The 19,984-nt window shown below is 29.5% G+C and carries 19 protein-coding genes; 2 read left to right on the forward strand and 17 right to left on the reverse strand.

Annotated elements, in window-relative coordinates:
* The first annotated feature begins 211 nt into the window (after nucleotides 1–211).
* Nucleotides 212–1,012 (forward strand): FG-GAP-like repeat-containing protein, encoded by an 801-nt coding sequence (locus tag L1S49_RS05835; RefSeq protein ID WP_238903029.1) that lies wholly within the window; start codon nucleotides 212–214, stop codon nucleotides 1,010–1,012.
* Nucleotides 1,013–1,153: 141 nt separating this feature from the next.
* Here the strand turns inward: L1S49_RS05835 and L1S49_RS05840 are convergent, their stop codons facing one another.
* The 11 genes from L1S49_RS05840 to L1S49_RS05890 all read right to left on the reverse strand — a co-directional run bounded on the left by L1S49_RS05840 (nucleotide 1,154) and on the right by L1S49_RS05890 (nucleotide 12,407).
* The gene (locus L1S49_RS05840) at nucleotides 1,154–1,768 is read right to left on the reverse strand and encodes a hypothetical protein (RefSeq protein WP_073017811.1); all 615 of its coding nucleotides are present in this window, start codon (nucleotides 1,766–1,768) and stop codon (nucleotides 1,154–1,156) included.
* 141 nt (nucleotides 1,769–1,909) lie between these two features.
* Nucleotides 1,910–2,173 (reverse strand): hypothetical protein, encoded by a 264-nt coding sequence (locus L1S49_RS05845; RefSeq protein WP_021802874.1) that lies wholly within the window; start codon nucleotides 2,171–2,173, stop codon nucleotides 1,910–1,912.
* Nucleotides 2,174–2,233: 60 nt separating this feature from the next.
* A complete protein-coding gene (locus L1S49_RS05850; RefSeq protein ID WP_238903030.1) occupies nucleotides 2,234–2,455 on the reverse strand; it encodes a hypothetical protein in 222 nt (73 codons plus the stop codon).
* 56 nt (nucleotides 2,456–2,511) lie between these two features.
* Nucleotides 2,512–2,898 carry a hypothetical protein gene (locus L1S49_RS05855; RefSeq protein WP_073017816.1) on the reverse strand — a complete coding sequence of 129 codons (387 nt, stop codon included), beginning with the start codon at nucleotides 2,896–2,898 and terminating at the stop codon, nucleotides 2,512–2,514.
* A gap of 173 nt (nucleotides 2,899–3,071) precedes the next feature.
* A complete protein-coding gene (gene yihA / locus L1S49_RS05860) occupies nucleotides 3,072–3,671 on the reverse strand; it encodes a ribosome biogenesis GTP-binding protein YihA/YsxC (RefSeq protein WP_073017818.1) in 600 nt (199 codons plus the stop codon).
* Nucleotides 3,661–6,000, reverse strand: coding sequence for an endopeptidase La (lon, locus tag L1S49_RS05865; protein WP_238903031.1), 2,340 nt, complete (start codon nucleotides 5,998–6,000; stop codon nucleotides 3,661–3,663). Before lon ends, yihA begins: the two co-directional genes overlap by 11 nt.
* Before the next feature lie 153 nt (nucleotides 6,001–6,153).
* Nucleotides 6,154–7,836 (reverse strand): ATP-dependent protease LonB, encoded by a 1,683-nt coding sequence (gene lonB / locus L1S49_RS05870; RefSeq protein WP_238903033.1) that lies wholly within the window; start codon nucleotides 7,834–7,836, stop codon nucleotides 6,154–6,156.
* Between the two features lie 128 nt (nucleotides 7,837–7,964).
* Nucleotides 7,965–9,254 carry an ATP-dependent Clp protease ATP-binding subunit ClpX gene (gene clpX, locus L1S49_RS05875; RefSeq protein ID WP_021802880.1) on the reverse strand — a complete coding sequence of 430 codons (1,290 nt, stop codon included), beginning with the start codon at nucleotides 9,252–9,254 and terminating at the stop codon, nucleotides 7,965–7,967.
* Nucleotides 9,255–9,280: 26 nt separating this feature from the next.
* Complete coding sequence (gene clpP / locus L1S49_RS05880; protein WP_021802881.1) at nucleotides 9,281–9,880, reverse strand: ATP-dependent Clp endopeptidase proteolytic subunit ClpP; 600 nt, start codon at nucleotides 9,878–9,880, stop codon at nucleotides 9,281–9,283.
* A 172-nt stretch (nucleotides 9,881–10,052) separates the two neighbouring features.
* The gene (gene tig / locus L1S49_RS05885) at nucleotides 10,053–11,342 is read right to left on the reverse strand and encodes a trigger factor (protein WP_073017826.1); all 1,290 of its coding nucleotides are present in this window, start codon (nucleotides 11,340–11,342) and stop codon (nucleotides 10,053–10,055) included.
* Between the two features lie 228 nt (nucleotides 11,343–11,570).
* Nucleotides 11,571–12,407, reverse strand: a complete 837-nt coding sequence (locus L1S49_RS05890) for a hypothetical protein (protein WP_238903035.1) — start codon at nucleotides 12,405–12,407, stop codon at nucleotides 11,571–11,573.
* A 139-nt stretch (nucleotides 12,408–12,546) separates the two neighbouring features.
* On the opposite strand from L1S49_RS05890, the gene L1S49_RS05895 reads away from it, so the two are divergent.
* A complete protein-coding gene (locus tag L1S49_RS05895; RefSeq protein WP_238903037.1) occupies nucleotides 12,547–13,371 on the forward strand; it encodes an MBL fold metallo-hydrolase in 825 nt (274 codons plus the stop codon).
* A gap of 146 nt (nucleotides 13,372–13,517) precedes the next feature.
* On the opposite strand, the gene L1S49_RS05900 is transcribed toward L1S49_RS05895, so the two are convergent.
* The 6 genes from L1S49_RS05900 to L1S49_RS05925 all read right to left on the reverse strand — a co-directional run bounded on the left by L1S49_RS05900 (nucleotide 13,518) and on the right by L1S49_RS05925 (nucleotide 19,966).
* Nucleotides 13,518–15,461 (reverse strand): ABC transporter permease, encoded by a 1,944-nt coding sequence (locus tag L1S49_RS05900; protein WP_238903038.1) that lies wholly within the window; start codon nucleotides 15,459–15,461, stop codon nucleotides 13,518–13,520.
* Nucleotides 15,454–16,221 (reverse strand): ABC transporter ATP-binding protein, encoded by a 768-nt coding sequence (locus L1S49_RS05905; RefSeq protein WP_238903040.1) that lies wholly within the window; start codon nucleotides 16,219–16,221, stop codon nucleotides 15,454–15,456. Before L1S49_RS05905 ends, L1S49_RS05900 begins: the two co-directional genes overlap by 8 nt.
* Before the next feature lie 147 nt (nucleotides 16,222–16,368).
* Entirely contained in the window at nucleotides 16,369–16,527 is a 159-nt protein-coding gene (locus L1S49_RS05910) for a hypothetical protein (RefSeq protein ID WP_156337859.1), read from the reverse strand.
* A 139-nt stretch (nucleotides 16,528–16,666) separates the two neighbouring features.
* Nucleotides 16,667–17,965: a M23 family metallopeptidase gene (locus L1S49_RS05915; RefSeq protein WP_238903043.1), complete on the reverse strand. Its 1,299-nt coding sequence runs from the start codon at nucleotides 17,963–17,965 to the stop codon at nucleotides 16,667–16,669.
* Nucleotides 17,966–18,127: 162 nt separating this feature from the next.
* Complete coding sequence (locus tag L1S49_RS05920; RefSeq protein WP_238903044.1) at nucleotides 18,128–18,709, reverse strand: hypothetical protein; 582 nt, start codon at nucleotides 18,707–18,709, stop codon at nucleotides 18,128–18,130.
* A 60-nt stretch (nucleotides 18,710–18,769) separates the two neighbouring features.
* On the reverse strand, nucleotides 18,770–19,966 hold the full coding sequence (locus tag L1S49_RS05925; protein ID WP_238903046.1) for a hypothetical protein: 1,197 nt from the start codon (nucleotides 19,964–19,966) through the stop codon (nucleotides 18,770–18,772).
* Nucleotides 19,967–19,984 lie beyond the last annotated feature (18 nt).

Consider the following 19,984-nt stretch of genomic DNA (forward strand, 5'->3'; position numbering starts at 1 on the left):
CAATATTAATTCCTTCATACTATTTATATTTAGAATAAAATTCTCTCGCCTTCATATAATTCTATTGAGGTGATTATTAATGAAGTTTAAAGTTATTTTTCTAACTAAGAGAAATATCTATATAGCACTTTTTTTTATATTTACTTTTTTATCGCTTTTGTTTATATATAGTCTCTTTTCACAAAAATCTTATGATGAAACTTCTATGGTAATGGCAAAAAAGGATATAGAAAAAGGAGTTAAAAAAGATTTTAATGGAGATGGAAATGAGGATATTTTATACATTACGACTAAAGAGGATAAGTATTATGCTAGTATAAATATTAAAGATAAAAGCTACATGTTGTCTCCAGACAAACAAATAGGCTCCTTAGGAAAAGAATATCCTTATTGGGGAATGAGACTTTTTATACGTGATATATCTAGAGATGGTATTCCAGAAATTTTTCTTCAATCCTCTCAAGAAGGTACACCTATTTCACATATTTTTAGATGGAATGGTACTGGTTTTGATGATATTCATTTCTCCAAAAATAACATTATAGGAATTCTTAATTCAAAAAATAATAAAACACCAAAAGTATTTTCTGGATCTATTGTTAATGGAGTATTTTCTTTTGAAAGTCATATGCTTATAGGTAGTAATTTTAAAGATATAACCTATGAAAACTCTCCTGTTCCAGGTAAAGATGAGGTTATTAAATTTACAGATATTGTAGAAAATCCTTATGAACCATCTGAGCTTCCTAATATCTTTAGTAGCTCCATATCAAGAAATGACACTGCTTTATTGTGGAAATTAGAAAAAGAACTCTATAGCTATACCTTACAGGATGCCTTTTTTGTAGATACTGACTGGGATAATAATGGAAACATATCATCAGTTATGTGGGAACTTAACTTTAAAAAGACAGACAAATCAAAATCTAAAGCTAATGAATCTATAAGTATACGAATTTCTTTAAAATATTCAGATAATAAATATAATATATCATCCATAACTTATTCATAAATATAAAAGGCCGCTAAAGCGGCCTAAAAAGGGGGATGGGGGGTTTAGTTATAATAAGTTAAACTTACTATAACAAGGAGATAAATCTCCTTATAACTATAGTATTACCTTCTTGTCATATTCTATTCAATATGTTTCATATTAATCATAAAATTTTCCTTTTTCATAAAGATCAATAACTCTATCTATAAACTTTACTCTTTCAGGATCCACAATTCTTCTCATTGCTTTCATCATTTGCATATTTCTATCATCATCAGTAACTTCTTCAGTACTAGCTTCACTGAAGTTTACATTTTCATTATAAGCTGAATTATCCGAGAAATTATTGGAGCTATTTCCTCCCATATTACCTAACCCCATCATGCTTATTATATTTCCTATATCTCCCAATCCACCTAAACCACCAAGTCCTGCTAAATTTCCTAAATTGCCTAGACCACCCATATTACCAAGGCCCCCTAGGTTGCCCATATTGCCCATACCATTTGCATTTCCCATATTCCCCATATTAGGTGCGCTATTATTCATATTAAACATATTTGCAAGATTTGCAAAACTATTCATATTAAAGCCTTCTCCACTCATTCCAGCCAATAAACTTGCAATTTGTCCCATATCAAAATTGCCACCTAGCATATCCATTAATTGATTTGGATTAAATCCCATAGGATTTCCCATAGGATTCATATTATTGGGCTGAGCTTGAGGATTAGGTATATTCTCAGATCTATTTCGATGTCTTCTTCTTGACATTAAGTTTCCTCCTACATATTGTTAGATAGGTATGTACTTCTATGTATTTATTTATATATGTATAATTAGATATCTATAGGTGAAGATTATATATTTATATGTGAATATTTTTTTGGAGGGCTTTGCCCTCCAACTATTATACTAAAATCCGAAACCTGGTGCTCCTGCTCCAGCTCCTACTCCAGAACCTCCACAAAGCCAGAACAATAAAATTAATATAAATGCTCTGTCATTGCACAATACTTCTGGTTTGCAAAGTATAATTAATAACACTATAAGTGACCAAATATTATTTCCACCAAATCCGCAACCACCACCATATGGAGCTACTCCAGCACTCATATAAGGATTAACTGCTGTTTGATAGCAATACTCATATTCATCACAATGACGATGTTTACTCATACAAATCGCTCCTTTCAATTGTATCTTTATACTATTTTTCTTCTAAAGTTATTTTTTATATTAGCAGAAGTTATTATTATTACCAAATCCTCTTCCGCCGCATCCACAGAAGAATATTAATAATATTATTATCCACCATATTCCATTTCCACCGAATCCGCATCCACCTAATCCACCGAATCCGCCTGGGTATCCGCCGCCCATTGGGTATCCTCCCATTGGATAACCTCCCATTGGCTGTCCGCAACATGGATCTGGTTTACAACAACAATGTTTACTCATATATTTTTCCTCCTAAATTCAAGTTATTTTAGTTTTTTATCGATAATGTTTTTAGCTTAAACACAAACGTTATTATTATCATTGCATCCGCAGCCATTGTTTCCGAAACCTCTTCCACAACCACAGAAGAATATTAATAATATTATTATCCACCATGAATTAAATCCACAGCCAGCACCTTGTTGAGCTGCATATGGTTGATACATTGGCATACTTCCGCAGCAGCACTTATTCTTTTTGCATTTACACTTACAAGTATAAGTGTCTCCTACTGGAGCATATCCTTGATATCCGCCAGGGGCACCAGCTCCAAATCCGCCACCACAGCCGCTACCAAATAGTATAAACAACAGAATTAACCAGATCCAACTTCCGCCGAACCCATTATTGTTACAGTTATCCTTTTGTCCGCCTAATCCATTTAAAATTTCATTAATTTCCACAGGAAAATCCTCCTCTCGTTTTTAAATAATTAAGATTTTATAGTATATACTATTCTGGAATTCAAAAAGTTGCTACAAAATATTGGAATATTATAGATTATATGGAATATATATTTATATACAACAAAAATCCCATTCTAGGCCTTAACCTAGAATGGGATTTTTTATTTTTATTACTCTTCTGATTCTTCTACAATTCCACCAAACACAAAATCTATTAACTCATCTCTTCTTTTTTTATTAAGTGAGGAAAAGAAAAACAGCTTATCTTCTTTTCCTAATTTTAAAGTTTCTTTTATTATCTTCTCACTTTTCTTAAGATCATTATTAGAAAGTTTATCGCTTTTAGTTGCTACTATAACATAATCATATCCAAAATGTTTAGTCCACTCAAGCATTGTGATATCATCACTTGTTGGTTTATGCCTACAATCTACTAATAAAACAACTCTTTTAAGTTCTTCTCTATCATTGATGTATAACTCTATAGTTTTACCCCAACTTGCTTTTTCAGTCTTAGATACCTTAGCATATCCATAACCAGGTAAATCTACAAGATAAAATTCTTTATTTATAAGAAAAAAGTTTATTAATCTAGTTTTTCCTGGGGTTTGACTTGTTTTCGCTAACTTTTTTCTATTAGTTATTGCGTTTATAATTGAAGATTTTCCTACGTTTGATCTTCCTACAAAAGCTACTTCCGGCATCCCATCTATAGGATATTGTTCTCTTTTTACTGCTGATATTATAAATTCAGATTGTTTAATATTCATTTAATTCAACTCCAATTAATGCATGTTCTAAAACCTCTTCCACTTTAGTCGCAAATATAAATTTTAATTTACTCTTTATAGTTTTAGGGATTTTATTAGCATCTTTCTCATTTTGCTTTGGTACAATTACTGTGTCAATTCCAGCCCTAAATGCTGCCAAAGCTTTTTCTTTTAGCCCACCTATAGCAAGAACTTTTCCAGTTAATGTTATCTCTCCTGTCATTGCAACATTGTGCCTAACCTTTTTGTTAGATAATGCACTTACCAGAGCGGTTATCAATGTAACTCCTGCTGAAGGACCATCTTTAGGTACAGCCCCTTCTGGAACGTGTATGTGAATATCCTTTTCTTTATAGAAGTCTTCATTTATACCATATTCACTAGCATGAGCTCTAACATAAGAATAAGCAGCCCTTGCTGACTCCTTCATCACATCTCCTAATTGACCTGTAAGTTCTAGCTTTCCAGTGCCCTTCATAACTACAACCTCTACAGGAAGAGTATCTCCACCGTAAGCAGTCCAAGCCATACCTGTTACCACTCCAACTTGATCATCTTTTCCAATCTTATCATAAGTAAAAATCTTGTTTCCTAAATATTTTTCTAAATTACCTGTATTAATAGAAACATTATTTTTATTTTTTTCCATTATGTCAGTAACCGCTTTTCTAGCAACAGTTCCTAACTTTCTTTCAAGATTTCTTACTCCTGATTCTCTAGTGTAATATTCAATTACATCTTTAATTACAGACTCACTTATCTTAAGCTTATTCTCATCTAAATTATGTTCTTTTAAAACTTTTGGTAATAGATATTTTTTAGCAATATTGAACTTTTCTTCATATGTATACCCAGAAACCTCTATTATCTCCATTCTATCTAATAATGGTCTTGGGATAGAATCTAAGGAGTTAGCTGTAGTAATAAACATAACTTTTGACAAGTCCATATCTAACTCAATATAGTTATCTCTAAAATTAGAATTTTGTTCTGGATCTAAAACCTCTAACAAGGCATCTGATGGATCCCCTTTAAAATCTCTACTTACCTTATCTATCTCATCTAATAATATTAATGGATTTTTTGATTTAGCATTTTTTATACCATATATTATTCTTCCTGGAATAGCCCCAACATAAGTTTTTCTGTGACCTCTAACCTCAGCCTCATCTCTTATTCCACCTAATGATATTCTAATAAAGTTTCTATTAAGAGATTTTGCTACTGATTTAGCTATTGATGACTTTCCAACTCCTGGTGGCCCTACTAAACATAAAATAGGCCCTCTTAAACTGTCGCTCATCTTCTTTACAGCTAGATATTCTATTATTCTCTCTTTTACATCACTTAATCCATAATGATCTTCTTCTAATATCTCTCTAGCTTTAGTTAAGTCTAAATTATCTTTAGTTGATTTGTTCCAAGGCAACTCTAATATCCAGTCTAAATAAGTTTTAATAACTGAACCTTCTTGAGAATAAGATGATGAATTTTTTAACCTATTTAACTCATAAGTAGCTTTTTCTTTCACTTCTTTTGGCAGTTTTGCTTTTTTTATTAAATTCTCATATTTCTCTATCTCAAGTTTTTCTTCAATATCCTCACCTAGTTCTTCTTTAATTACCTTTAGCTGCTCTCTTAAATAATATTCCTTTTGAAGTTTATCAATTTTCTTCTTAACTTTAAAACCAATCTTTTTTTCTAATTTTAAAACTTCTATTTCATTTTTAACTATTACTAAAAGCTTTTCCACTCTTTCTTTAATATCTAAAGCTTCTAATATCTCCTGTTTAATTTTATGCTTTAACATTAAATAGGAAGCAATTATGTCTATGACTCTACCTGGCTCATCACTTTCATCCATGTCATAAACTTCATCAGCCGTCTTATTATTTGATAAATCTAAAAACTCACTAAAATCATCCATTAGTTTTCTTAAGGATGCAAGAAATTCTACATTATCTTTATACTCATCATTATTGTCATAAATAGATTCTATATTGCCTTTAATATATTTATCCCTATTTATAAACTCTACTAATCTTCCTCTTTCTATACCTTCAACTAATACTCTTACGGTATCTCCTGGCAATTTCAAAAGTTGTTTTACTATAGATATAGTTCCAACATTATATACATCGCTAATCTCTGGATCATCTATCTTAGCATCCTTTTGTGATACTAAAAATATCTCTTGTTTATTTAGCATAGCTTCTTCCAATGCAGCTATGGACTTCTCTCTTCCAACATCAAAATGAATCACCATATTAGGGAATACAGTTAAGCCCCTAAGTGGAATAAGAGGAAGAAGTTTAACCTTTTCACTCATTTAAATTTCCTCCCTTTAAAGATTGTACTTCTCTAGTTAAATAATTATACACATAAACCTCTTATTTTTCAACAATTTTCAATCTCTTAAGAGTATGTTTGTTCTCTACGCAGAAAAAATCCACCTAAAATCTAGATGGATTTTTCTTTTTAACTAAAAGCTCTCATTACCCTCTGCATATAATACTTCAATATTTACATTATCATCTTTCTTTTGAGAATAATCTTTAAATAAAGCTACTTCCAGAACTTCTTTAATATTTTCTACTGGAACTATCTTTATACCCTCTATTTTCTCTAAGCTTTCATCATAATTATCTTTTGGAATTATAACAGTTGTAGCTCCAGATTTTTTAGCCGCTAATATTTTTGCACTTACTCCGCCTATAGGCTTAACCTTGCCTATTAATGATATTTCCCCAGTCATAGCAACCTTATTGTCTATTGGTATTCCATTAATAGCGCTATAAACTGCACAAGTTATACTTATTCCAGCTGAAGGCCCATCTACTGGAGTACCACCCGGAAAATTAACATGAATATGATATGATGAACAATCTATTTTAAAAATGTTTTCTAAAATACTTAATACATTTTGTACAGAGCAATGAGCATTACTCTTCCTTCTTATTTTTCTATTATTACTGCTTATTTCCTCTTCTTCAACTATACCAGTAATTTTAACATTTCCTTTTTCCTTATCAACCTTTTTAGCTGTAGCCTCAATCTCCATCAAGGTTCCTAAATTTGATCCATATACAGCTAACCCATTTACAATTCCTACTTGAGGTTTATCATATATTCTTTTATCTCCGCGTTCTGTATACTGCCCATTTTCAATTACCCACATTACATCTTTAATAGTTACGTTTTTCCTATCTTCATTTATAGCTAAACCCGAACATAACTGAACAATATTAACAACTTCTCTTCCATTTGTGCAGTATCTTGAAATTTTATTTAAGCTTTCTTTATCTATAGTTAGATTTATTTTATTAATAGCATTTTGAGCTATTACTTGTATCTCTTCCTCATCTAAAGCCCTAAAGAATATTTCTACGCACCTTGATCTAATTGCAGGCGCTATCTCCTCTGGACTTCTAGTGGTTGCACCAATTAACCTAAAATCTGCTGGCAACCCATTATCAAATACTTCTTTAATATAAACAGGCATATTAGGATCCTCTGAGCTATAATACGAAGAATCTAGAAATACCTTTCTATCCTCCAAAACTTTCAATAATTTATTAAGCTCTGTGGAGTGTAATTCACCTATTTCATCTAAAAATAATATACCTCCATGAGCCTTAGTTACAGCTCCTGGTTTAGGTTGAGGTATCCCTGCAATCCCCATAGATCCTGCCCCCTGATATATAGGATCGTGTACAGAGCCTATTAAAGGGTCTGCTATCCCTCTTTCATCAAATCTTATTGTAGTAGCATCAACTTCAACAAACTTAGCTTCATTGCTAAATGGAGTGTTTCCTTTAGTTTTTGCATATTCTAATACCAATCTTGCAGCTGCAGTTTTACCAACTCCAGGTGGACCATAAATTATTACATGCTGAGGATTAGGACCACATATAGCTGCTTTTAATGCCATTATTCCTTTTTCTTGACCTATTACTTCTTTAAATTCTTTAGGTCTACTTTTTTCAGTAAGTGGCTCACTTAATTTTATATTTCTCAGCTTATTAAGGTTCTCCATTTCCTTTTTACTTTCTTTATCTATAACCACTCTTTGATTACGAGTAGTTTTAGAATTTGTAACCACATGCATAAATAAAACAAGGATCAATATTATTTGTAGAAAGACCATCACATTAATACTTTCCATTAATTACCCTCCCTTCTTTACATTGTTATTATTGACTGTCTTATACAATCCTATTCTAAAATTTTGTTAACAAATTCTAAAAAAAGAAAATAAAAAAAGCCTCTATATAAGAGACTTTTAATATAGCATTAAGCTGTTTCTACATCTTTACCTTTTTTAAGTTTTTTACTTTTAGCTTCTTTAATTTTAGATTCCCCTATGATAATTGTAGGCTCTTCTTTAGATATTATTGATTCTTTAGTTATTACAACTTTAGCAATATCATCTCTTGAAGGTATCTCATACATTATGTTTGTCATAGTATCCTCTATAATAGCTCTAAGTCCTCTAGCCCCAGTACTTCTCTTTATTGCTTCATCTGCAATAGCTCTTAAAGCTTCTTCGTCAAATTCTAATTCAACATTATCATATTCAAATAGCTTTTTGTACTGTTTAACTAAAGCATTTTTAGGTTTACTTAAAATACTGATTAATGCACTGTGATCTAAAGACTCCAATGTTACAACTATAGGAAGTCTTCCTACAAACTCTGGAATTAATCCAAACTTTAATAAATCTCCTGGCATTACATCTTTTAGAAGCTTACCTACGTCCTTATTAGTTTTTGAAGTTATTTCTGCTCCAAAACCTATAGAACTTCTTCTTGTTCTCTTTTCAACAAGCTTATCTATACCATCAAATGCTCCACCACAAATAAATAGAATATTAGATGTATTTATTTGTATAAACTCTTGATGAGGATGCTTTCTGCCACCTTGTGGTGGTACAGAAGCTGTAGTTCCTTCTAATATTTTTAAAAGTGCCTGTTGAACACCTTCTCCTGATACATCTCTTGTTATTGAAGGATTTTCTGATTTTCTAGCGATTTTATCAATCTCATCAATATAGATTATTCCTTTTTCTGCTCTTTCTACATCATAATCGGCGTTTTGAATAAGCTTTAAAAGAATGTTTTCTACATCTTCTCCTACATAACCAGCTTCAGTTAAAGTTGTTGCGTCTGCTATGGCAAAAGGAACATTTAAAAATTTAGCAAGAGTTTGAGCTAAAAGAGTTTTACCTGATCCAGTAGGTCCTAAAAGTAATATATTACTCTTTTGAAGCTCTACATCAGTTTCCTTTTCTTTTGCATTAATTCTTTTATAATGGTTATAGACAGCAACTGAAAGTGATTTTTTAGCATCTTCTTGACCTATTACATATTCATCTAAATGACTTTTAATTTCTAATGGTTTTGGTAATTCTGTAGATGTCAGTATTTTAGGTTCTTCAAATTCATCTGCAATTATTTCAGAACAAAGTTCTATACATTCATCACAGATATAAACTCCTGGACCAGCTATTAATCTTTTAACTTGATCTTGATTTTTCCCACAAAAGGAACACTTTAGTTGCTTCTTATCATCAAATTTTGCCATCCAATACACCTCTCTAAAATAGTCAATTATTTTTCTTTAGCAGTTTCTATTTTTCTAATAACCTTATCTATTAAACCATACTCCATTGATTCTTCTGCAGTCATGAAATAATCTCTTTCAACATCTGCATTTATCTTTTCTAATGGCTTACCTGTATTTTCACTTAATATTTTATTAAGAGTTTCTTTTGTTCTTAAAATTCTTCTTGCATGGATATCAATATCAGTAGCCTGACCTTGGAATCCACCAAGTGGTTGATGTATCATTATTTCACTATTAGGAAGTGCAAATCTTTTACCCTTAGCTCCTGATGATAGTAAGAATGCTCCCATAGAAGCAGCCATTCCTATACATATAGTTGAAACGTCAGATTTTATATATTGCATTGTATCATAAATTGCCATACCGGAGGTAATAGAACCACCTGGGCTATTTATGTATAAATATATATCTTTATCAGGATCTTCACTTTCTAAGAATAATAACTGTGATACAACTAGGTTTGAAGTTACGTCGTTTACTTCTCCACTAAGCATTATTATTCTATCCTTTAATAATCTAGAAAAGATATCGTAGCTTCTTTCTCCTCTACTTGTTTGTTCGATGACATATGGTACTAAACTCATTCTAAATCCCTCGCTTTCTATATACATTACCCTTTTAGTTATAATATATCCAATTTATATAAAAGTAATTATATTAAAATTATATAAAACTTTTCATCATTTGTTAATTACTATATTGAAAATAATTGCCAGAAATATTGTTTCTGGCAATTATATCTTATATACTATTTTATTATTTTACTTTAGCATTTTCAACTAATAATTTTATTGTTTTTTCTACTAATACATCATGCTTTAATACTGACTCTTGAGCTTTTAATATTAAATCAGCCATTTTTTCAGAATCTTCAGCTGAGTACATCTTAGCAACTTCTTGTGCTTTTTCTTTTAATTCATCTTCTGATACTTCAAAGTTTTCTGCTTTAGCTATAGCTTCTAATACTAAATCAGTTTTAACTTTTCTATCAGCAGTTTCTTTCATGTAAGATTTCATCTTTTCTTCATCATTACCTGTGAATTGATAATATTGCTCTAAAGTTAATCCTTGATATTGTAATCTTGTTTCAAGATCTTTAACCATAGATTCTAATTCTTTTTCTACCATTACTTCTGGTACATCAATTTTAGCATTATCTACAGCTTTATTTATAACAGCTTCTTCAAATTCTCTTTTTTCTCTATCTGCATTAGCATCAGCTATTTGCTTTCTTATATCTTCTTTAACTTCTTCTATAGTGTCAAATTCAGATACTTCTTTTGCAAACTCATCATCTAATTCAGGCATTTCTTTAGCTTGAATAGCTTTAATAGTTACTTCAAATTTTGCTGGTTTTCCATTTAATTCTTCTTTGCCATAGTTTTCTGGGAAGTTAACATTAACATCCTTGCTTTCTCCTATAGCTAAACCAACTAATTGATCTTCAAAATCTCCAATGAAGCTTCCTGAACCTATTTCTAATGGGTAATCAGTTCCTTCTCCACCTTCAAATGCAACATCATCTATGTATCCCTTGAAGTCAATAACTGCTATATTTCCTTTTTCAACAGTTCCTTCTTCTTTAGTTTCAACTCTAGCATTTTTTTCTTGCATTGAAGTTAATCTCTTTTGAACTTCTTCTTCAGAAACTTCATAAGCTACTTTTTCAACTTCTACACCTTTATATTCGCCAAGTTCAACTTCTGGATATACAGTAACTTTTGCTGTATAAACAAGTTCTTTTCCTTCTCCAACTTCTAATACGTCGATTTCTGGATAATCAACTGGTCTTACATTATTATCGTTTAAAGCTGTTGAATAAGTTTCATCTATAACTATATTTATAGCATCTTCATATAAAGCTTCCATACCATAATATTTTTTTACTATTGCCATTGGCACTTTGCCTTTTCTAAATCCAGGAACATTAAACTTCTTTTGATTTTTCTTAAAAGCTTTATTTAAAGCTTCGTTAAACTTTTCAGCAGTAGCTTTTATCTCAAGTTTAACTACGTTTGTTTCTATTTTTTCCATTTTAACTTCCATTACATTTTCCTCCTAATTTCTTCGCCTTTAGAAAATAGTTCTTATTTAACTAGGTTATTATAACATACAAACTTTTAATATATCAAATATTTTAGGAAAAGTTTCTAAAATAAAGCTATAATAAAGCTATATAACCTTAATTTCCCTATAAGAATTCCAAAAACAAAGGGATGAGATTAACCCATCCTATTTTCAAATAGCAATATGTATTTTAATTATATCCATGATTTACAGATTTGATACGCTTCCGTTATTCATCAATAGATATTTTTTTTCATCCACTGTTACTTCTAATTTATTGTCAGTTACATTCCCAAAGGAAATATTTTTTCCTTTTAAGCCCCAGATAGCAGTATGATTACCATTTGAAGTATCTAATATCCATACATATGTATCTATATCACCAGTTTTAAAATATGGCAGATAACTTAAATAAGCTATATGAGAATCATCTATAAATCTTCCATCATTTGCCCATTTATATCCTTGATACTTCTTTATTATGTCATCTTTATTAAAGGTTTCTCCAGCTTTAGAAACATATTGAGTTTTTGTAACTATTGCTTCTGCTCCATTTATATCAATAAGCTTAAGATCTTGAGTTGTAATATCTGTAGCTATTATACTTTTTCCTGAAGGGCTTACATAGGCTGTATTACTGTTTTGAAGGCCTGTAACTAGCTTATATTGCTTATTATCCCCTTCCCCTTCATATAAAGCTTTTGCAGTATCACCATTCCCAAACTTAATTTCTACTGCTTGCTCTTGATCCTGAGGATTATCCACTGGTTTTTGATCAGTAATATTTTGTTCTTTATTGCTATCTTCTATAACCTCTGTTTCTTCTTCTTTTGAAGTAGCTAACTGATTTTCATTAGCTTCATCTTTTTTGTTGAATATAGAGGAAATCCCATCTTTTGCCTTAGTTATATAAGTATTTAAATTGCTTCTAAAAGCAAAAATCCCTACAATTATTACTAAAACAAAGATTAGTGAAAATATTCTTCTACGTCTTCTTTTCATCTTTATTTCATACTCTCTACTAAAAATACTAGGTTTTCCCAAATTTCTTCCCTCCTAGGTTTTTATTTCAACAAATATATTATACCTTATAGTGTATAAAATTAATAATACATTTTGTAAATTTTATATTTATGTTATATAATTATTGATAACTTTATTATTTAAGGTTATCGGAGGTTTTATGTGTAAAATAAATTTTTTAGGAACAGGTAGTGCTATGGTTACGAAATGTTTTAATACTTGTTTCACTATATCAGATGAAAATAATGAGCATTTTTTAGTTGATACAGGTGGTGGAAACCTTATATTAACTAATTTAGAGAAGGCTAGAATACCCTTAAACAAAATTCATAATATGTTTTTGTCCCATTCTCATAATGACCATATTAACGGAATAAGCTGGATTATTCGAGCTATAGCTAGTGAAATTTCTAACGAAGTTTATGAAGGAAACTTAAATGTATATGGGCATAAAGAAGTTCTAGAAACTGCAAAACAACTCTGTACTATACTTTTAAGCGAAAAGAACACTAAATTCTTTGACAATAGAATTAAATTTATTGAGGTAACTGATAAGTTTAATATAGATATTTTAGACTTTAATGTAACTTTCTTTAATATTAACAGCTCAAAACTAAAACAATTTGGTTTTACTTTTAAGACTTTAGACAATAAAAAAGTTGTTTTTTTAGGTGATGAAGGTTATAAAGATGATTTATTCGATTATTGTAATGAAGCTGACTATTTAATTCATGAAGCTTTTTGTCTTTATGAACAAAAAGATATCTACTCACCACATGAAAAACATCATTCTACAGTAAAAGATGCAGCTGAAATCTCTGAAAAGTTAGGAGTTAAAAACCTAATTCTAATACATACAGAAGATGATAATTTGGCTAATAAAAAAGAATTTTACTCTGCTGAGGCTAATTACTTCTTTAGAGGAAATGTGTTTGTACCAAAAGATTTAGAAACTATTTCATTAGTTGATGAGGTTGTTGAATAATAAAAGATTATAAAGCTTAGCATTAATAAGTGCTAAGCTTCTTTTTATTTAATATTTGTAATTGTAATTAACTGAAGTCTAAAATCTTCAGAAACTTCAAAATAAAAGCGATAATTTAAACTTTAGATCTTCAAAGAACAACTTATTTATTCAACAATTTTGTAGTAAGCTCTTGCAGTTAAACTGAATACTATTCCATAAATTATAACAAACACAAGTATTGTTGCTAATGTAAGCCACATAAATAAATTAACATTTGTAATGTTTAGCACTTTAAGAATTTTAGTTATCATTGGGAATGCAAAACCAACATGTATTATTGCTGTAATGAGGGGTAGAAAAAATACCATAAGTATTTGCCTACTAATTGTTTTCTTAATCTCAGCTTTGCTCATTCCTACTTTTTGCATTATATCAAAACGTTCTTTATCATCATATCCTTCTGAAACTTGTTTATAATAAATGATAAGTACTGTTGCCATTAAAAATAATGTTCCTAAAAATACACCTATAAACAACATACCTCCATAAAATGAAAAGAACTCCTCTTTAACTCCAGCTGCACTATCAACAAAAATATCAATTCCATTTTTATTAAAGGCCTCTCTAATTTTATTAGTTAGTGTAACTAAATCTTCTTCTGAACCATTAACATCCATTTCAAGATCATAAAATTTATTACCTTCTACATTTACTAAATCTATATTATTTACGAACAGAAAATAATTGTTGCCTAAGTCATCTCCGTCACTTTCAAATTCCTCTATAGGTTTATCTAATGCTTTTTTGATTTTAAAAACCTTATTTTCTATAGTAATACTGCTTTTATCAAAACCATCTACATTTGAATAAAAAACTGCTTCATCGTCTTTAAGGCTTATGTTTTCCCCTGTTATTCTGTTGTAATCAGAAATAGAAATAAGATTTATACCATGTAAATCATTTGAAAAACCAGATTTATCTACAACTTGAAAGTTTTCGTTAATTTTTTCAGTATTAAATTCGTTATTCCAATAATTAAATCTTTTATCTAAATTTATATTAGTATTTTTTAATTCAGTATCTATTATTTCATTTATATTTTTAGCCTGATCCTCTGTAATCTTGTTACTGCTTATCATTATCTCCCTAGGATACCTATTTTTTATAGCATCATCCACTCCTAAATAAAGAGAAACAGTTGTTGATATCATCACAAGTACACAAGTGCTTAAAATACAAATGTTCGCAAGACCAACTGCATTTTGCTTCATTCTATACATCATGCCTGAAACAGAAATAAAATTAGTTGTCTTATAGTAAAATCTCTTATTTTTTCTAAGTATTTTTAAAACCGCTATACTTCCTGCTGTAAAAAGTGCATAAGTTCCTATCATAACCAATATAACAGCTATAAAGAAACTGCCTAAAGCTGCAACTGGAGATTTAATAGTTAATGCAATTACATATGCACTAATAAGAGCTATTAATCCTACTAAAGTCATAAACCATTTTGTCTTAGGTTCTTTTTCTCCAATCTCATTACCTCTTAATAATTCTATAGGTTTCAAAATTTTTATTTGAATTAAGTTAAATAACAAATTAGCTACAAAGATTCCTACAAAAACGGTCAACGTAAATAAAATAGATTGTACTGATAAGTGGAATCCAAAAGCTACCTTAAAATTTAGAATCTTTAGTAATGCTAAAAACATAAGTTTATTTAATATAACACCTGAAATCAGTCCAAATATTAGGCTGAAAAGTAAGGTATAGATAAACTCAAAAAACAATATTTTAGAGATATGCTTTTTCTCTAGACCTAAGACATTATATAATCCAATCTCTTTTTTACGCCTTTTAATTAGAAAACTATTTGTGTAGAAAAGAAATATTGCTGAAAATATCCCTATTACTATAGTTCCAAATTGAAGTGTGTTTTTTACTGCAGAAGCTCCTGGTCCTTTTTCTATGCCCTCATTCATTGAAAGTGCATGCATTATATAAAACATTGAGATAGTGCATATGCAGGTTATTATAAAAGGCAAATAGGTTTTACTATTCTTTTTTATATTTATAGCTGCAAGTTTTGGATAAAATAGTTTATTCATTCACCACACCTCCAGTGGCAATGACTGTAAGGGTGTTTGAAATCTTTTCAAACATCTCCTCATTTGACATTGAACCTTTATAAAGCTGATTAAATACTTCCCCATCTTTAATGAAAAGAACTCTTCCAGCATGACTTGCCGCCTTTGTACTATGGGTAACCATAAGTATTGTTTGACCTTCTTTATTGATGTCAGAAAATAACTTCAAAAGATGATCTGTAGCCTTAGAATCAAGAGCCCCTGTTGGTTCATCTGCTAAAATAAGCTGCGGATTCGTAATCAAAGCTCTAGCTACTGCTGCTCGTTGTTTTTGTCCACCAGATACTTCATACGGAAATTTATTTAATATATCCTTTATGCCTAATTTCGCAGCAATTGGAGTTAATCTTTTCTCCATTTCATCATAGGACTTTCTTGATAAAACAAGTGGTAGAAATATATTATCCTTTAAAGAGAAGGTATCAAGTAAGTTAAAATCTTGAAATACGAATCCTAAATTTTCCCTACGAAATGCAACTATTTCACTTTCTTTAATAGAAACTACGTTTTTACCTTGAAGTAAAATCTCTCCACTGGTAGGTTTATCTAAGGATGCAAGTATATTAAGTAAAGTGGTTTTTCCAGAACCAGATTCCCCCATTATAGCAACATATTCACCCTCTTCTACAGAAAATGTTACATTGCTAAGAGCCTGAACTTGGTTACCTCCAAATCTAGTTGTGTATATCTTTTTTAAATTATTTACCTCTAATAATTTCATAAAACTTCCTCCAATTAATTGATTTGACTATACATTAATTGTAATAAAAAAAGAAATGTACAGCCATAACTTAGGCTTACATTTCCCTTTTTAACCTTACATTTATGTAAGGTACTTATTTATTCTTTTCTTTATAATATTTATAGGTTATTTTTTATCCTTACAGCAAGGATTACCGTTAGCACAACAACCTCTATCATATCCAAGTTCTTCTCTTTCCTTTGCAGAAAGTACAACAACATTATCTCCCGCATCTTCATACTCTGGTGTATTTTTTAATAAAGATGGCTTTTCTATTCTTATCATTTTTTCCTCCTTAAAAAGCTATTCTATATAATTTAACATTATTTTTTACTTATGTAATAGATTATATAATATAATTCTATGTAATAAATAACTTTTTAATAAATTTATATATATTTTACTTTTTTAAAGAGATACCTTATTAAAAACTAAGATAATTTGTTGGATTTTGATGTTGTCCATTAACTCTAATTTCAAAGTGTAAATGTGGTCCTGTACTATTACCTGTAGAACCTACATAAGCTATTACCTGTCCTTGACTAACTGTTTGTCCAACCGATACAGCCAAAGAACTTGAATGAGCGTATAGTGTTTGAATTCCACTTCCATGATCTAATATAACTGTGTTTCCATATCCTGATATGTATGATGCAGTAACAACTTTACCGCTTTTTGATGCTTTTATAGGTGCCCCCATTGGTGCTCCTAAATCTATCCCCGTATGAAAGCCATTTACTCCTGTAACGGGATTTACTCTTGCTCCATATACACTAGTAACTCTTCCTGTAGAAGGTCTTATAAAACTTTCTGAACCTGAATTGTTAGATTGTCCACCATTATTCGAATTGTTGTTATTATTGTTTATATCCTTAAATATTTGATCTAATTGATTTTGTAAATCTTTATTATAAGAATTTAAATCCTCTATTTCACCCTGTAACTGTTGCTCTTTAGAAGCTATATTGCTTATTACCCCTTGTTTTTGTAACTCTAAAGTCTTTAAAGAGCTAACTTGAGCATTAATTTTGTTTTGCTCTTCTATGTAACTTTTTTGTGAGGCTTTTACATCCTCCTGCATAAGTGCTATCTGATTTTTCTCAGTGTTTAAGTAAGAAACCTTTTTTTCTAAAGAAGCTTTTCCTTCTTCAACTTCCTTTTTAGCTTTTTTTACTTCTTCTATCATATCCTTATCTGTTTTTATAACTCTTGATACCATCGACATTTTAGAAATAAAATCTCCAAAACTTCGACTGTTTAATAGCATAAATATAAGTTCTTCTTCATAACTAGTCTTATATATGCTTCTTAATCTTTTCCCTAATAATTCTTCCTTTTCTTCCCTATCTTTTTCTTTTTTAATAATCTCTTGCTCTTTGTCTTTTATATCTTTCTCCAAGGAATCTAGCTCAGCTTGTACAGAATTTATATCTGCTTGCAGTGCATCTATTTCTTTTTGATATTTAGAAACATTTTGTTGTGATGATAAAAGCTCTTTATTTTTTTCATCAATTGTTTCTTGAAGCTTGTCTAGTTCGCTTTCATTACTTTTCTTCTCTTGATTAAGTTTATTTTTTTGATTATTTAGTCCGTCTATTTTATCTTGATTATTTTCAATCTGATTCTTAATCTGATCTGAATTTTCGGCTTTAACTTCATTTACAGGAAATAAAGTCAATGAAAAAAAGATACTCATAATAACTATTATACTTTTCTTTACCATTCCATACCCCCACAAAATATCTTCTTTCAACATTATAACAGTAAAATCAATTATTTTTAACAATATAACTGAATTTTTAATTATATTTAAGATTGTTTTGAAAATATTCACATTAGAATGGTTAATTTTTATGATTATAGAATTTTTTCATGTCCTGTATTATTAACTTTTAAAAGCTTTTAACTTTTTTATTATTTTGTTAATTTTGCTTTCTTCATCATATCCATATATATTTTTTATGGCTTTGTTGTAATTATTTAATACCACAAGTTCATTTATTATCTCTGTTTTTTTAGCTTCCCCTGTTGAGTTGTCCTTATTTTCTTCTGCTAAATTCTTTAATGCAACTCCATCATGTTCATTGATGAGTTCGTCAACCTTCTCCATTTGTATGTAATAATCTATTACCGCCTTATAAAGTGTTTTTTCTTCGCTAGTAACTACTTTCCCCTCATCTACTAAGTCTTTTCCTTGCCTAAAAATCAACTTTCTAAATTTTTGTTCATCTTTTATTAAAAAGAATTTAGCTTTATTTGAATTATTTAAAAAAACGCTATCATCACGTATATTAGTTTTAGCTAAATCTTCAATAGAATTGTTTAAACTTTTAGTAACCTTTTTTCCATAACTCCATAATTCCTTATTAATATTACTTGGCCTCTCCCTATAACTTAATACAAAAAATAGTAGTAAGGATATTATTAAGATAAAGAAAATACTTAAAATTCCTAAGGATTTTTTCATATTTACATCTCCCAAATATTTCTTACTACTATTTATATAATGTTTTATTTTTTATATTAATTAATTTTTGTTTAATGAAACAATCTTCCATTTTCCATCAATATACTCACAGGCGGTTATAAAAGATTTCTCTTCTTTATTTTCTCCAAAAACTAAACCTGCAATATTTTTTGAAGTAGAATAACTTAATTTAACTAAGGCTTTACCTGTATATTTATTACCTTCACCGTATTTAAAAGAATCTTCTTCCATATTTATTTCTAGGTCTTTTAATGTGTAGGTATTTTTAAGAAGAAAATACTTTTTAGTTAAATCAGAATAAATCGAAAATCTTAAATCCTCTGGTACTTCTTTAATAAGGTTCATATCTTCCTTATTTAGAGAGGCTAATACGCTATCGTAAAAACTTTTTATAGTACTATTTATATCTTCTTTAAGTTTATCATTTACTATATTAATTTTAGGGGCTACCTCTGGATACTTACCTATAGAAACTTCTTCACTTTTTATAGTTCCCCATGGAAAATCGTAATCAAAAGATACCTTGTTTTTTTCATCGGAAGAAAAAAAGCTGAAATCTTTAATATCACTTACCTTTTTATCTATATCTTCACCATTTATATAAACTTTTCCATTAGAATAAGGAGAATTTATAGTTAAGGAGTTACCTTTAAGTTCTAAGGATACATCTGTATCTTTAAAAATTGAAACTTCCTTATCTGCCTTAACTTCACCATATTCATTTACAGCTTTTCCTTCTATTTTATATAAACCTGGAATAGCTTTAGTTATACTAAGCTTGTTATTTGCATCGACTTTACCAGACTCTAAATCGTTTATGTAAATTTCCGATGGATAATTAACCCCAATATGTATTTCTACTGGCTTTACTTCTAATTTATATTTATTAAATAAAAGTCCCTTGTCTTGAATTAAAGTAAAGTTATTATATTTCTCATTGTTTTTAATAGATTGTAGAAAACTATTTTTATTATTATCAATCTTTAAATATTCAACTAATGGTATAAGATCGTTTTTATCTCCTTTATAAGAGATAAGTTTAGATAATCTTTTTGTGTCTTCTTTGTTTACTGCCTTGGTCAGGTTATTAAAAAAATACCTTTTTGTACTTCTTACATACCCTATTCCATAACCTACAGCTAAGGAAATGATTAAAATAATAGGTATTATAATCTTAATATTTTTTTTACAGTACACTACTAGTTTTTCTAAAAGTTTTAAAAATTTATCCTTCACTAACATCCCCCCATTTAA

The sequence above is a fragment of the Clostridium sp. YIM B02506 genome, assembly GCF_022324845.1.
GTDB classification, from domain to species: Bacteria; Bacillota; Clostridia; order Clostridiales; family Clostridiaceae; genus Clostridium_T; species Clostridium_T intestinale.

Bases quoted from the DNA above. Each gene is read 5' to 3' on its own strand.
- lonB (WP_238903033.1), bottom strand. From the start codon at position 7,836: ATGGAAAGTATTAATGTGATGGTCTTTCTACAAATAATATTGATCCTT.
- L1S49_RS05850 (WP_238903030.1), bottom strand. From the start codon at position 2,455: ATGAGTAAACATTGTTGTTGTAAACCAGATCCATGTTGCGGACAGCCA.
- L1S49_RS05905 (WP_238903040.1), bottom strand. From the start codon at position 16,221: ATGAAATTATTAGAGGTAAATAATTTAAAAAAGATATACACAACTAGA.
- L1S49_RS05910 (WP_156337859.1), bottom strand. From the start codon at position 16,527: ATGATAAGAATAGAAAAGCCATCTTTATTAAAAAATACACCAGAGTAT.
- L1S49_RS05845 (WP_021802874.1), bottom strand. From the start codon at position 2,173: ATGAGTAAACATCGTCATTGTGATGAATATGAGTATTGCTATCAAACA.
- L1S49_RS05895 (WP_238903037.1), top strand. From the start codon at position 12,547: ATGTGTAAAATAAATTTTTTAGGAACAGGTAGTGCTATGGTTACGAAA.
- L1S49_RS05915 (WP_238903043.1), bottom strand. From the start codon at position 17,965: ATGGTAAAGAAAAGTATAATAGTTATTATGAGTATCTTTTTTTCATTG.
- lon (WP_238903031.1), bottom strand. From the start codon at position 6,000: ATGAGTGAAAAGGTTAAACTTCTTCCTCTTATTCCACTTAGGGGCTTA.
- L1S49_RS05920 (WP_238903044.1), bottom strand. From the start codon at position 18,709: ATGAAAAAATCCTTAGGAATTTTAAGTATTTTCTTTATCTTAATAATA.
- clpP (WP_021802881.1), bottom strand. From the start codon at position 9,880: ATGAGTTTAGTACCATATGTCATCGAACAAACAAGTAGAGGAGAAAGA.
- L1S49_RS05840 (WP_073017811.1), bottom strand. From the start codon at position 1,768: ATGTCAAGAAGAAGACATCGAAATAGATCTGAGAATATACCTAATCCT.
- clpX (WP_021802880.1), bottom strand. From the start codon at position 9,254: ATGGCAAAATTTGATGATAAGAAGCAACTAAAGTGTTCCTTTTGTGGG.
- yihA (WP_073017818.1), bottom strand. From the start codon at position 3,671: ATGAATATTAAACAATCTGAATTTATAATATCAGCAGTAAAAAGAGAA.
- L1S49_RS05835 (WP_238903029.1), top strand. From the start codon at position 212: ATGGCAAAAAAGGATATAGAAAAAGGAGTTAAAAAAGATTTTAATGGA.
- L1S49_RS05900 (WP_238903038.1), bottom strand. From the start codon at position 15,461: ATGAATAAACTATTTTATCCAAAACTTGCAGCTATAAATATAAAAAAG.
- tig (WP_073017826.1), bottom strand. From the start codon at position 11,342: ATGGAAGTTAAAATGGAAAAAATAGAAACAAACGTAGTTAAACTTGAG.